We start from the raw sequence: 15,275 nt of genomic DNA on the forward strand, positions 1-15,275 counted from the left end.
AATTAAAATATTAGCTTCTAATTCTTAAACCCCTACTTTTCAAAGTAGAGGCTACAAAATCACTAAAAAAATCGGTTCTTCCCCGAACTGCGTTGAAGAGTTCTTTGCCCTTTTCTCCGCAATGATTAGTCCAACTTTCCAGTAGCCACGGAGACACATAAAGGGTTCTTCCGCTTCTCTCTCTGTAGCATACTTTCCACAGAGAATTTTTCCCCGGGAAATATAGGAGAAGAAGAGCCATAAGATGTAATCGCAAATAGGCTTATTGCGCTGAGGAATACAATAAGCCTGTCAGCTGGCGCCCTTATTGTGTCAGCTGACGCGCTTATTGTGTCAGCTGACGCCTTTATTGTAGCTACGGCTGCCATGCGAAAAGCTGAATAGGTGTAGACTTTCATCTCTCCCTGCATCTTATTTTTTATAGGGAGGAGAAGAAGAGGCTTATACACCTCAGGCGGAGGCGTGGATTACCTTTTTTTACTATCTTTGCACCGTATCACAATTTTTACATGACTGATTACACAGAGACGTGCAAAAGTAGCACCCTACTTTTCCTTCCACGTGTGTATCAGCCTCACTTAATCATCAATCATTCTCAACAATGAAAAGACTACTTCTTCTCCTATTGATTTTGTCGGCGTCACTTCCGACATATTCGCAAATGCTATTCTCCGAAAATCTTACCATGACGATAGATAGCACAAAAACCATACAGGGAACTCTCTTGCCTGTTTTGGATTTCAAGACTGAAAAGAAGAATGTGCTTACGTTCAAAAACACAACTAACCTCAACTTGCTGATAAAGCACAGACGAGTAATCAATTTAATAAACAAACTTGAATTCTCCACTTATGGTAAGAAAGTGACTGTGAGCGGAGGATACGTACATTCCGAATTTCGCTATTTGCTGGAACGAGCTTTCGAGGTATATCCCTACATAGAGTCGCAATGGGCAGATAGTAGAGGAATGAAATACAAGGTTTCTACTGGTGTACAATCGCGTTATAGACTTATAAATAGCGATCATTGCCTCATGTTTGCCGCTTTGGGAGCGTTTTTTGAATTCGAAAAATGGGAGTATCCAGACCCCACGGCTGGGACTTTTGCTTATAGCCGCAGCCTCAAAAGCAACTTTTCCATTAGCTTCAGACATCAACTGGGCGAGCATTGGGAGCTTACAACAACGGCTATTCATCAGGGAAAGCCCGACAACAGTTTTTTCAAGAAAGCTCGCTTTGGAGGAGCCGTCGATCTAAAATACAACATTACCCCTACAATTGGACTACGCGGAGCATATCGCCTCATCTACGATACAGCCCCGATTGTGCCTGTACGAAAAAACTACGAGTCAATTGAAGCCGGTATTGCTATCTCGTTTTAGGCAAATATAAAATAGAAGAAAGCATAGAAAAGCCTCCTTACTCTCAAAAAGTAAGGAGGCTTTTTATTTTGAGGAGAACCCTAAAGGATTCTCTTATTTGAGAAGACGAGCGGAAAGCTTCTCCAGCATATCTTGCGTCATTGTATCGAGATCAAAAGAAGGTTTCCAATCCCACTCTGTACGCGCTGCTGAGTCGTCGAGGCTGTTGGGCCAACTATTAGCAATACTCTGCTTGAGCGGATCTACATTGTACTCCATCTCGAACGCAGGGCGATACTTCTTGATGGCTGCAAAAATCTCTTCGGGTGCGAAACTCATTGAGGCAATGTTGAAGCCGTTATAGTGGACAAGGCGACTGGCATCAGCTTCCATCAGCTGAACACAAGCCTTGAGGGCGTCGGGCATGTACATCATGTCCATATAAGTGCCTTGTGCGATGGGGCAAACAAACTTCTCACCGCGCACAGCACTGTAGTAGATATCAACAGCATAGTCGGTAGTGCCGCCTCCGGGAGGAGTCACATTGGAAATCAAACCTGGGAAGCGAACGCTGCGGGTTTCGATGCCATACTTGCGGTGGTAGTAGTCGCTGAGCAACTCAGTAGTAACTTTGCTCACGCCGTAGATAGTGCGCGGACGTTGAATAGTATCCTGCGGAGTTTGGTCGGCAGGAGTTTCGGGGCCGAAGCTACCGATAGAGCTGGGAGTGAAGACGAAGCAGTTGTGCTGACGTGCCACTTCGAGCACCTTAATGAGACCGTCAATACCTATATGCCATGCCAAGAGAGGTTTATGCTCAGCCACAACAGAGAGCAAAGCAGCCAGGTTATAAATCGCGTCGATGTTATACTTTGTCACGATGCGCTCAATGGCTTCACCATCCGTAACGTCGCAAACTTCGGCGGGGCCACTTTCTGCAAGTTCGCCCTTAGGTTCTGCACCTACGATATAGCCAGCCACAACGTGGTCGTTGCCATAGATGCTACGCAACTTCATTGTGAGTTCTGAGCCAATTTGGCCCGTTGCTCCAATCACGAGAATATTCTTCATGATTACGAATACTTATATTTGGTTTGTTTGAGTTATATGTTTTCTAACAGAAGAAAGTATTGCTACTTACATTTTGCAATGCAAAGGAAATCTTTTTTTCTGAAATTAGCAACTAAGCACTTGATAAATTCGGAAAAACTTATTTACTTTGTGTCGAAATTAGAAACACTGTTGGAACAAATCATCTAACATATAAATTCCAAATTACTATGTACGGTAAACTTCAAGAACATCTGCAAAAGTCTTTGCAGAACCTTAAGGACGCTGGCCTCTACAAGACTGAACGTCTCATCGAAAGCCCTCAGGCTGCTGCTATTCAGGTGGGCGGAAAAGAAGTGCTCAACTTCTGCGCTAACAACTATCTGGGTTTGAGCAATCATCCGCGTCTCATTCAGGCTGCAAAGGATATGATGGACCGCCGCGGCTATGGTATGTCGAGCGTGCGCTTCATCTGTGGTACGCAGGATGTTCACAAAGAACTCGAAGCTGCTATTAGCGACTTCTTCAAAACAGAAGATACTATTCTCTATGCTGCTTGCTTCGATGCTAACGGCGGACTCTTTGGTAGTTTCCTCACGCAAGAGGACGCCATCATCTCCGATGCTCTCAACCATGCTTCCATCATTGATGGTGTGCGCCTCTGCAAGGCTGTGCGCTATCGCTACGCTAACGGCAATATGGAAGAATTGGAAAACTGCTTGAAAGAAGCTCAGGCTCAACGCTTCCGTATCATCTGCACCGATGGTGTATTCTCCATGGATGGCAATGTAGCTCCGATGGATAAGATCTGCGACTTGGCTGAAAAGTATGACGCTCTGGTCATGGTGGACGAAAGCCACTCTGCTGGCGTTGTGGGCAAAACGGGTCACGGCGTGAGCGAGTTCTACAACACTTATGGGCGTGTGGACATCTACACGGGCACACTGGGTAAGAGCTTCGGTGGCGCTGTGGGTGGTTTCACCACGGGTCGTAAAGAAATCATTGATATGCTCCGCCAGAGCAGCCGTCCGTATCTCTTCTCCAACTCTATCCCGCCTTCAGTAGTAGGTGCTGGTATTGAGACTTTCAAGATGCTCAAAGAGAGCACTGAGATTCACGACCACCTCGTGGAGAACGTCAACTACTTCCGCGACAAGATGCTCGCTGCTGGTTTCGACATCAAGCCCACACAGAGTGCCATTTGCGCCGTGATGCTCTACGACGCTCCGCTGAGCCAGAAGTTTGCTGCTGCATTGCAGGAAGAAGGCATCTTCGTAACGGGTTTCTTCTACCCCGTAGTGCCGAAGGGCGAAGCACGTATCCGCGTTCAGATTTCAGCGGGTCACACTCGCGAACAGCTCGACAAGTGTATCAATGCGTTCATCAAGATTGGCAAAGAACTCAACGTGCTGAAATAATCTGACCGACTGAGGTACAAACACATTCTCAAAACAGAAACAACAAGGGCTGCCCCGCAAGGAGCAGCCCTTATTTTTATCTCACTAAATATTGCGTAGAGTTAGAAGATGACCTTCTTACCATTAACAATGTTCACGCCCTTTTGCAACGTACTGCGGCGACGGCCTTGCAGGTCGTAGATGGTGGCATTCTTAGAGCCTACTTCTACTCCCTGAATACCACTATGCACACCATAGAATCCTTGCCAATAGTTTGCGGCTTTATAAGCTGCTTCTGCGCCAGCAGGAACGGTCAGCGTACAAGTGGTTTGATCCACAGAGGTGAAAGGATTACCCGTTGTGGCTGCAGGTGTCACTGTCTTTGACGTCAGAGCTCTTAGAGCGGCCGTACCGAGAGAAGAAGTACCGAGTGTCTGCAAAGAATCGGACAAAACAACTTGAGAAACAGCGGCATTCTCAAAGGCGTAGTCGCCAATGCGTGTCACGCCTGCGGGCACTGTAAAGCTACCCGTGAGCGCTGCTGGATAGTAGATCAGAACAGGCTCGTTGTAGTCGTGCTTCTGTGATGTTGTCACAACGATATTGCTAATGCGGCAACTACCTGTAGCTGTCAGCGTCACCTTCTGTTTTTGTCCCTCCCAGATCTTACCTGTAAGAGTGGCGGCATCTGAAGTAGCATTCCACAAACTAGCAGTCACTGCAATCTTTGTGATGCGCGTATTGTCGGGCACTTCAAAGGAGAGCGTTGCATCTTTCGGCAGACGCAACTCTGCGGGATTCGTTCCTTTCTTATACATATAGACAACCGTACTGCCATGTGTATGCGTCATCGTCACTGGACCTGAAATGAGGTCTTGAGTCAGTTCACCGTTAGCAGCTTTCAGCGGACTGTCGCTGGTATCGAGTCTCCATGCGTTACTTGCAAAATCGAAATCGTTATTAGCCACAATAGGTTGTGATGCCGTCTCTGGCGAATAGATAATTTCGCTATTCGTATAAAGCACACCGTTCATACTGTGGTACTTTGTATTGGCGGCATCCACTGTAATCTGTTGCACTTTCAAACTATTGCGGAAAGCATCAGCAGCGATTGTCTTCACGGTGGAAGGTATCGAAACAGAAATCAAGTTGGCACAGTTTGCAAAAGCGCCAGAGGCTATACCCACTACTGTATACTGGTGAGAACCTTCTACATAAGCAGCAGGAATACTAACAGCACCTGCATAAGAACCATTATCTTTAGCAACAACTTCTACTTGTGATTTCGTCACAAAGCGATATTTCAAAGTTCCATCTGTTGCTTCATCGCCCACAACATGTCCCACATAGTCGGCATCGAGATAATTGAAATTAACCGAACCATCATTTTGTATCGTGATCTTATAGACGGGTTTATCCAAGTCTTTTCCATTCAACAGCATGAAAGAAGGGTTGGACGTTTTGGTAATCTCTCTCTTAGTACCCGCACTTCCAGGGAAAAGTTCAGCAGCTGTTCCGCCTGTTCTTGTAACAACTGCGGAGAGATAGGTGCAACGCAGCCGATCCGCATCATTATTGAGCTGATTGTAGTACCACGACTGCTTGTCATAAGCCACGTGCTGCACAAACATTCCACGGCCAAAAGATTCGGGATACCATGTGCCAGGTTCGCGTTGCTCTAAAATGAAATACTCTCTATCGTCGGCATCATTGCGAATCAGAGCAGCGTTAGAACCTTCAGTGGAACCCACTTTGTAGAGGGTGATATTATCAGCTTCCGTAAGTTCGGGGATTTTCTCCCAACCCAGATAACTACGCTCATAGGCTGTGTAACCTATTGGTGCGCGGGCAGAGCCAGAAGGCAGGTAGCACCCCTGACACATGATGGACCATTTGCCCATTGTCACATCTCTATGTCCATAGTTGGTCACATAGAAGTCGGGCAAACCGAGAGCATGACCAAATTCATGACAGAACACACCCATACCCATCAACACATCACTGTTATTGCTACCATACAGCTCATTACCCACAAAGTAGGCATTGAAATGTACACCACTCATAGTAGTGTTAATGTCCATCTCCTGTGGCCAAAGTGTATCATCACCTCCGCCAGTGGCTTCGCCGCCACCAGCATAGAGAATACTCACGAGGGGCACAGCACCATTCACCGCATAGTCTCTGAAGTTAACGCCCTTGCTCACGGCAGCAGCAACGGCCTCGCGCACACATTGCGTTGTTCCGCTCTTATTGGTGTTGCTACCATAGGTGGCATAACCAGAATTGAGCGTCACTTTCGCCACCACCTTAAACGTAGGACGGAACATTCCGTTGGACTGGCTGATAAAGTAGTCGCGGGCAGAACCTTTACAACCTTCTTCTTCGCTATAACCTTGTTCGTTGAAAAAGCGATTCATCTTTTCAACAGTCGTGGTGGACTTAAACTTCAAATCCGAAAACTCCACCATGATAACAGGAATTGTCACATCGCCAATACTATTGACTGCGCCTACACCGCTCTTGCCGTATTCGCCCAAACCATCATCTGTAGAACTATAGATCACGTGATTCGGAGCATGGTGCTCCTCTGGGTTTTGGCGACGCATGATGCGCGTTGCATCTTCCTCCGTCAGGCGATTCTGAAGCAAAAAAGCCTTTTCTGCTACCGAACGCGACAACTCGTTATGAGCCAAAACGTTGGAAGGCAACAATCCCTTTTCACCCACAACGGCATAACATAAATCTTTATTGGCATTACGCACCAAGACTGCACCATCTGGGGTGGTAAAAAAATCGGTCATACGAGAGCCGTGACGATAAACGGCAACAACCGAACCGTCGCTCTGTGTGATATACTCCAGCTGGTACAAAGGCTGAACGGCCCAAGCACCAACAGTGAGCGTCAACAGAAGGACGAACAATGTCAATACTCTTTTCATATCAATTTGAATTTATACTATCTATTATAGAGGACTAAAACACAAAGATATAATATATTCTCGACTTTTTGTCTCTTTTTCGCCCCGTCCCTAAAAAAATATTGTAATTTAACACCTCAATAACATAAAAGGCGCGAGGAAAGCAACAAAAAGCAAACTCAACTTATCTATAACAAACCTATAAGTTCTCCCACTGAAAGCGTAGAGAGAGAAACTCAAATGTGAATAGATGTAGAAACTGTATAGACCACGTCTCACTCTCTCCCGCCTCCGCTCCCACAGTAACACAGAGTTACTCACGCCTCCGGCGGAGGCGCACCATGCTTAACCGCGGGTGATACCCGAGCCAAAGCGAGGGGGAACCCGTGGAGAAGTGGACAGAGAGGACTCCGACGCTGGAGGCATCGCACTGAAAGCGTAGAGAGAGGGACTCGGACAAGAATAAAAGTGGAAACTGTATATACTCTCTCCTGTTCTCCCACCTCCGCTCCCACAGTAACACAGAGTTACTCACGCCTCCAGCGGAGGCGCACTATGCTTAACCGCGGGTGATACCCGAGCCAAAGCGAGGGGGAACCCGTGGAGAAGTGGAAAGAGTATTTACTTTTCCTCTACAACAAAAAAATAAGATGCTGGGAGAGCTGAGAGCATACACATTTTTCGCTTTTCGCATGGTAGCCGTAGCTACAATAAGCGCGTCAGCTGACACAATAAGGAAGTCAGCTGACACAATAAGGAAGTCAGCTGACACAATAAGGTAGTCAGCTGACACAATAAGGTAGTCAGCTGATAGGCTTATTGTATTTCTCAGCGCAATAAGCCTATTTACGATTGTTATTCTTCCACATTTGGTAGAGAGTATGCCTCTATTTGGAAAGCAGCAGTAACTGCTGTGCGACACCGCCGGTGTCGGAGGGTAGTACTGCCTCTTATCCACGGGTTCACCCTTCGGGCATCACCCGCGGTTAAGCATGGGGTGTCCCCGCTGGGGACAATGAGTGAGTGCTCAGATTGCTCCAGCCTGCTCTAATCTCGCACATCGTATATGGCAGTGCGGATACTCTCACGCTCTATATTGCCGATCTCCACCCTCGCATATCGTATATAGTTTTTATAAGTACTCCACTCACTACATCCTTTCTACTCCCACAGCAACACAGAGCAACTCACGCCTCCGGCGGAGGCGAACCATGCTTAACCGCGGGTGATACCCGAGCCAAAGCGAGGGGGAACCCGTGGAGAAGTGGACAGACGACGGCTCTCACTTCCGACGCTGGAGGCGTCGCACTGAAAGCGTAGAGGGAGAAACTCGGAGAAGAATAAAAGTGGAAACTGTATATACTCTCTCCTGCTCTCACACCTCCGCTCCCACAGCAACACAGAATACCCCACGCCTCCGGCGGAGGCGAACCATGCTTAACCGCGGGTGATACCCGAGCCAAAGCGAGGGGGAACCCGTGGAGAAGTGGAAAGAGAGGACTCCGACGCCGGAGGCGTCGCACTGAAAGCGTAGAGGGAGAAACTCACATAATATCAGAAGTGCCTCAAAGAAGATAGTAACCTAAGGGGAAGACATAAAAAAGGGCGACTACCGTGTGGTAGTCGCCCTTTGAAGAGGGATTATAGATTTTTTACTTTCTAATCGTTTTTACTTTGCAAACAGCTGAACGTTGCGTTGTAGTGTTCCGTTGAAACCGAAAGGCTTGCTACTGCGGAGCTTGAGATCGAGTTTTGCTACTTGAGCAGGAGCTGCTTGACCTGTAACCTGGAGTATTTCTTTGAAGACACCAAATCCGCCAACATTAGGAATTGCATAGTAGCAATATAAGGTGAACACACCCTTTGAGTATGTGCTCTGGACTTTTGACTTACCAATAGCATAAGCATCAAGAGCAAATACAGGACCTAATACCTGACCTTTTTCTGAGTGAGTATAGCCTGTAGCGTTACCTGTCTTAGCATCAAACGATACAGTGTTGTCACTTGCTAAATTAAATGCAAAACCTGTAGTATTATTCCGGACAAACGGTTTGAAGAGATAGTTTCCAGTACCCTTATCGCCCTTGTAGATTACTACATCTGTTGATTGTCCGAACAGAGACGAAGTGAACTTACCTGTGTAAGCTGCTTTGAAGTTTTCAGGTTCAGAAGTACTTGCCATCGGGTCGACAACGAAAGATTTGCCATCAACCGTTGCAACGAGCTGATAATTGTCGTTGTAGGTGAGTTCGGCTTTCTTCTGTGTATTCTTACCTGTCACAGCTCCTCCATTGTTAGCGAAAGTGTAAGTGGCATCTTCCACGTCGTTATCGTTGAACACTGCTACACCTGTACCTTTGCCTTGTGCATCAAGCGGGTTAAGATTTGCCGTGAAGTACTTAGTAGAGTCGGAAGAATAGCCTTCCCACATACCTGCAATACTTGTTGGCTTAGCTTCAGCGCGCTCTGCTTGGAGGTGGAACTGCGTAGAACCATCACTCGTCGTCATTTGGAAAATGAAGTTCTTTGATGAGTGAAGGATAGCGAGATAAGCTGTTGCTGTCAGCTTCTTTGTTCCATTTTGACCATCGCCAAAGTAGCAAGAAGGAGCAGTGGCTTGAAGCATACCCGTAGAGTCAGAGTACTGTACGTCATGAGAAACCATAACCACCTTCACTTCACCACTATCAGGAGCTGTAGGGCGAGCTGTGCGGAGCACATAGAAGAGATCCTTACCTGCTGCATCTTTTGTCAAGATGCCTGTGTAGTCGTAGTTACCCTCTGTGCTAGCAACAGATTTCCATACTCCGTAGGGAAGACTCTTCTGATACTTCTGAACACCTTCGTCGAAGCGGTCATCTTTCAGACAGGACGTGAGTCCCAATCCGACCAATAGCATTAAAGCTAATGTTTTGATATACTGTTTCATTGTTGTATCGTTTTTATAGATTTTCGCTGATTACTTCCAGTTCTTCTGGAGGTTCTTGTTGGCCAGCAAGTCGTTGTATGGGATTTCCCAAACGAAGCGCTGATCTTTGCTATCTACAGTAAGCTCAATATTACGGTCTTTGTTGGCCTGCATGATAAGCTCACCATTCTGCATAGTCTGTCCCTTACGAGAGAAACCTTCACCCCAACGTTTCAGACCATCGAGGCGCTGACCTTCACCGATAAACTCACGGAACCATTCGTCCTTGATCAACTGGAAGAGCTCTGTGCCTGTCTTCGTTGTAGCAACAAGACCACGTGCTTGGCGAAGCGTGTTGAGATAATTCTGAGCATCGCTCGTGTTGCCTAAGCGGTAAGAAGCTTCTGCTGCAATCAGATACTGCTCTGCAATACGGAAAGGCTTATCAATATTGAGATATGTGTGTTCTGCATCAGCACCTGTCTTGTTCAAAGAAGCATTACCAGGGAACTTATTGAGCACATAGATGTTATCAGCAAACGTATTGACTTGCTTCACCCGCACAACTTCAAAGAAGGCATAACGGCGGATGTCTGAAACATCGTAAGCGTCGATGGTTGTCTGACTCGGCAGGAAGTAGGGAGAGTATGCTTGGTCAGAAGAGCTCCAGTTATGGTAAACGCTGTAATCTGAAGCGCCGCCATCATCCGGAGTGGCTGCGGGAACAAAGATAAACTCTTTACCTTCATCGTTCTCAAACTCAGAGAAGAGACCATCTCTCGTTGTTTCCAAACCGAAATGGGAATCGTCGATGAGCGACTTAGCCATCGCAACTGCATTTGCGTAATCCTCGTGGTAGAGATCAACGCGTGCTTCGAGCGCATTCAGCATTTGAGTAGATACCAACTCACGAGAAGAGGGATCCGTATTCTGAATGTATTTACGAGCTGAAGCCAAATCGGCCTTGATGAACTCAAAAGTGGCTTTGAGACTTGCGCGAGCCGGACGAGCGTTAACATCAACCGTTGTGATGAGCGGCAGACCCAACTGCTTGTCGGCTGTAGCGGGATCATAGTCAGCGCAATAGCGAACAGCCAACTGTGAATAAGCAAAAGCGCGCAAGAAGTAAGCTTCTGCCTTGTACTGTGCCATCGTCAGAGAATCGGACGTAGCAACAGGAATCTTTTCGCAGTTGTTCAAGAAGTTATTGGCTTGGTTGATAGCGGTAAACATTGTTTGCCACATACCGCCCATATCTCTTGAAGTGAACGACCAGTCGTAAGTTGCACCACCATTGTTGAGGTAGCCCTTACCTGGTTGATAGTAGTCAGCTTGAAGGTCAGAAGTGTACCATCCCACACCGCAGATACCGCGGATATAGGAGTGGATACCGATATTGAAGTTGGTAGCATCGCTAAACTTCTCCCAAGACTTTTCGTTATTGATTGACGTCGTAGGATATTGGTCAAGCTCGCAAGCTGTGAATACTGGCATTGCCAGAACAGCCAACATTGCTGCTTTAAATATACTCTTTTTCATAATTGTCAATGCGTTTAATGTTAGAATGTAACCTCTACGCCGAGAGAGAACTCACGCGTATTGGGATATGCACCCGCAGCAACGTTTGCATCGGTTTCAGGATCTGCACCCTTCCACTTCGTGATGGTGAGCAGGTTGCGTGCAGCAGCCGTTAGGCGGACATTGCGGATAAAGTTCGTTGCTTCCATCCAATGCTTCGGCAAATCGTAAGAGAGAGAGAGATTCTTCAGACGGCAGAAAGAAGCGTTGTGAAGGAGAGAGGTATCAAACTGATTGGAATAACCAAACTTCGGCACATTGGTGATATCGTCAGGCTGTGTCCACTGCTGGAGCAATGCGCGGTCGAGGTTCATACCAGAAGAGGCCATATTGCCACCACCCATGGTGAAGAATTCGATATTATCTTGCATATATTTACCAAGAACGTATGCAAAGTCAGCATTCAGCGTGAAGCCCTTCCAAGTTGCGGTGAGACCGAAACCACCTGTAACAGGTGCCCAGTACTTCTTACCTGTGTCTTGACTGAGATTTGACTGATCAAAATCCTTCGTCATCGTTTTTGAATCAAACACATGAGCATTGCCATCGCCAGTGTAGCCTTTCTTGTACCACATGATTTCACCATCCTTCTTATCAACACCAGCACGGATAGGCATATAATAACTAACAGCCTTACCCACGAAATAGCGAACACCTGTACCATCTGTTCCCCATTCATCCAAGCCGTAGAAGAGTTTCGTCACCTTGTTAGCATTGTAAGCTAAGTTACCGTAAACGTTCACATCCAGACCGTTCCAGTTCTTAACTGCGTCTACATTGAACTGCATTTCGATACCTTGGTTCAGCATTGTACCCACGTTCATCGTCTGTGAAGAGAAACCTGTGGTGTAAGGGAGAGGCACACTCATCAACATGTCCTTAGTGGTGCGGTGGTAGTAGTCCAACTCGAGATTCACGCGGTCGAAGAGACGAGCAGAGAAACCAACGTTGGCTTGAATTTGCGTTTCCCAACCAAGTTCCTCGTTAGCAGGAGAACTCAGCACCCAACCAGAATGTCCATTGTAGAGTGTAGAACCTGTCTTACCAAGACTTGAATAGTTACCGATACCAGAAGAGTTACCCGTAGAACCTACACTGGCTTTGAACTTCAGATCGTTGAGCCAAGCAACGCCCTTCAAGAAGTCTTCTGCCTTCATGTCCCACATCAAACCACCTGAAGCAAAGGTTGCTGAACGATTGTTCTTACCAAAGCGAGAGCTGCGGTCGTTACGAACCGTTACGTTAGCAAAGTATTTATTTCTCAAGTTATAGTCTACACGACCGAAGAAAGAGAGATATTCATACTTCGTGTGACCATAAAGATTGGGGAGTTCGGCTTTCGTACCAGAACCTACTTCCATCAAGCGAGGATCGCTCTGACCACGAGTGTAGCTATTGAACGCACTGCTTGTGCCCTTGATACCTTCCTGACCAAGGAGGAATGTCAGATGATGGTCTTCTTTGATATCAAACTTATACTCCGCTGTATTCGTGATAGTAAAGCTTGCAAAACGATCGAAGTATTCGTTAGCCTGACCACCATCCTTTGTTTTCAACCAAGGAGCAGTGGGGAGCAACTTAGTATTCTGTCTCGTATCAGCAGCATCCACACCGAGCTGTGAACGCAGTGTCAGGCCGCGCATCGGGGTGAGCTGAACGAAAGCAGTACCTGTGATACGAGCTTCATTGATAAGACGAGGACGAAACTTGTTAAGAGTCTCCAACTTATATTCACCTATTTCTGGGAAATAGTCCTTCTTATTGCCATTTTCATCATACGGATTCCAATAAGGCGGCAGGAGGACAGAACCTAACACAGGGTTGTTCCAGACATAGAGAGAACCATTTTTTGCATTAGAGTCCACGTTACGTTCGTCGTAGTTCAAACCTACGTTCACACCATAACGGAACCAATCGAGAGCTTGTGACTCAATGTTGGTACGTACAGTGTAGCGTTTGAACTGAGAATACGGTGTCAGACCCTCTTTCTTCATCAAAGAGGCAGAAGTATAATAAACAGTCTTATCACCACCACCCTGCACACTAAATGTTGTATTATAAATAGGAGCAGAATCCTTATAGAAATACTTTAGCCAATCGGTGTTATAGCCTTGTTTCTTATATTTTGCATAATCAGCAGCAGAAATAACACCATTCTTGAGCTGATACTCGAGCAATTCGGCTGTATTCATTGGATTACCCTGGCGACGTGCCAACTGGCTCCAACCAATGCTCTGACCTACCTTCACAACGGCACGCTCGTTGGCGTGACCTTTCTTAGTAGTTACATAGATAACACCATTGGCTGCACGAGAACCGTAGATAGATGTTGCAGAAGCATCACGAAGCACCGTGTAGCTGGCGATATCGTTCTGGTTCATCATGTAGAACACATCTGAAGCAACAGGAGAGCCATCAATCACGAACAAAGGCTCATTACCACCATTCAGAGAACCGTTACCACGCACGGTAGTACTCATACCAGAAACGGAACCAGCATCACCCGAGCTACTGAGAATCTGAACACCAGCAACCTTACCTTGCAAAGCGTCGAGAGCAGTAGTCACAGGTTTGTTTTCGATCTTGTCGGAACTAACTTTCGTTACAGAACCAACAACCGTACCCAACTTCTTAGCAGTACCATAACCTACGACAACAGCTTCCTCGAGCATCTGCTTGTCCTTGAGAACAATATTCATATTGCCAGCAACGCTCACGCTTTGCTTTTCCATACCAACGTAAGAGACCTCAAGCTGTTTTGCAGAAGAAGGAACACTGGACAGCGTAAAATTACCGTTGGTGTCGGTTTGCGTCCAAATCTTAGTTCCTTGAACTCGAACAGTTGCACCGGCTACGGGTTCTCCGTTTGCGTCCGCAACATGACCAGTCACGCGCTTCTGCGCAGTCATTGAACCTGCTGTAAGCAAGCACGCAGACAAAAGCACTAACTTCTTGTTCATAATATAACCATTAAATTAAACAATAATATACAATGTTGTTAATGTATTAGTATCTTAAGATAAAGAAACGAAGCATGGAAGCAAGGAGTTCACTTTCCCCTACTACTTTTCATTTTCCTCAAAATACACTCACTTAGAATATTCATCTACCACCTCGGTGCACCACCCATAAAAACAGAGTGGAAGCAAAGTCGAAGTAAAAGTGACTTTTTGCAAATGTACACCTTTTTCGTTAACTTCCAAATAAAAATTAGTTTTTTGAGCATTTTTTTAACACAGAGCCGCTTTTTCATTGATTTCCGACTTTTTGAACAAGTATATTTGAAAGGCGAGCTTGGCATTTTTAGCCTTAAAAAAGTTTTACTTCTCTCTTTTTCCGTTCTCAGTAAAGTTCCTTTTTGATAGGTTTATACCTCTTTTTAATAGTTTCATTCCTCTTTTAGCTTTACAAATGCTCTATTTTAGACTTCGCTTTTATTCTGCTTTCGTCAAAAAAACTTATACTTAACTCTATTTTTAGCAAAAACCACAAGGAGATTCTTCTAACAAAAGAAAAAGATTACGGAACACCTAAATAGTAATAAAGAAAGCGCTCTCACCTCTGCTCTCGCATCCACACAGAGCCGCCTCCGGAGGAGGCGCACCATGCGTAACCGCGGGTGATACCCGAGCGGAGCGAGGGGGAACCCGTGGAAAAGTGGACTGAGAGGATTCCGACACCGGTGGCGTCGCACTGAAAGCGGCGAGGAATAAACTCGGATAGGCAGCAGTGGATGCTGTGCGACACCACCGGTGTCGGAGTATTGCTTCAGCCCCTCCCCACGGGTTCACCCTTCGGGCATCACCCGCGGTTAAGCATGGGGTGTCCCCGCCGGGGACAGTGGATGAGCACGCGAGAGGATATTCCGCTCACCTCCACCCACGCGTATCGTATATGGTCTTGTAGATGCTCTCACTCACTGCATCGCCTAATCCTGCCCCCATACCGTATATGGTCTTGCAGATACTCTCGCTCACTGCACGACTTTCGCATCCACCTCCACACAGAACCGCCTCCGGAGGAGGCGCACCATGCGTAACCGCGGGTGATACCCGAGCGGAGCG

At 46.6% G+C, this 15,275-nt stretch carries 8 protein-coding genes; 2 read left to right on the top strand and 6 right to left on the bottom strand.

The annotated features are described in order from the left end of the window. Positions 1-601 precede the first annotated feature (601 nt). Entirely contained in the window at positions 602-1,381 is a 780-nt protein-coding gene (locus ABLA33_RS06765; RefSeq protein ID WP_347719715.1) for a hypothetical protein, read from the top strand. 93 nt (positions 1,382-1,474) lie between these two features. Here the strand turns inward: ABLA33_RS06765 and ABLA33_RS06770 are convergent, their stop codons facing one another. Beyond that, positions 1,475-2,431 carry an NAD-dependent epimerase/dehydratase family protein gene (locus ABLA33_RS06770; RefSeq protein ID WP_315091691.1) on the bottom strand — a complete coding sequence of 319 codons (957 nt, stop codon included), beginning with the start codon at positions 2,429-2,431 and terminating at the stop codon, positions 1,475-1,477. A 209-nt stretch (positions 2,432-2,640) separates the two neighbouring features. Between ABLA33_RS06770 and kbl the strand changes: the two genes are divergently transcribed. Beyond that, positions 2,641-3,828, top strand: a complete 1,188-nt coding sequence (gene kbl, locus ABLA33_RS06775; RefSeq protein ID WP_347719716.1) for a glycine C-acetyltransferase — start codon at positions 2,641-2,643, stop codon at positions 3,826-3,828. A 101-nt stretch (positions 3,829-3,929) separates the two neighbouring features. Here kbl and ABLA33_RS06780 read toward each other — a convergent pair whose 3' ends face one another. From ABLA33_RS06780 to ABLA33_RS06800, 5 genes are all read right to left on the bottom strand, one after another. Continuing rightward, positions 3,930-6,746: a M6 family metalloprotease domain-containing protein gene (locus tag ABLA33_RS06780; RefSeq protein ID WP_347719717.1), complete on the bottom strand. Its 2,817-nt coding sequence runs from the start codon at positions 6,744-6,746 to the stop codon at positions 3,930-3,932. A 1,648-nt stretch (positions 6,747-8,394) separates the two neighbouring features. Beyond that, positions 8,395-9,654 carry a hypothetical protein gene (locus ABLA33_RS06785; RefSeq protein WP_347719718.1) on the bottom strand — a complete coding sequence of 420 codons (1,260 nt, stop codon included), beginning with the start codon at positions 9,652-9,654 and terminating at the stop codon, positions 8,395-8,397. Between the two features lie 30 nt (positions 9,655-9,684). After that, positions 9,685-11,172, bottom strand: a complete 1,488-nt coding sequence (locus tag ABLA33_RS06790) for a RagB/SusD family nutrient uptake outer membrane protein (RefSeq protein ID WP_347719719.1) — start codon at positions 11,170-11,172, stop codon at positions 9,685-9,687. 20 nt (positions 11,173-11,192) lie between these two features. Further along, positions 11,193-14,171: a SusC/RagA family TonB-linked outer membrane protein gene (locus tag ABLA33_RS06795; protein WP_347719720.1), complete on the bottom strand. Its 2,979-nt coding sequence runs from the start codon at positions 14,169-14,171 to the stop codon at positions 11,193-11,195. 909 nt (positions 14,172-15,080) lie between these two features. After that, positions 15,081-15,275: hypothetical protein (locus ABLA33_RS06800; protein ID WP_347719721.1), on the bottom strand; the 195-nt coding region annotated here is incomplete at its 5' end.

This window comes from uncultured Alloprevotella sp. (assembly GCF_963536905.1).
GTDB lineage: Bacteria > Bacteroidota > Bacteroidia > Bacteroidales > Bacteroidaceae > Alloprevotella.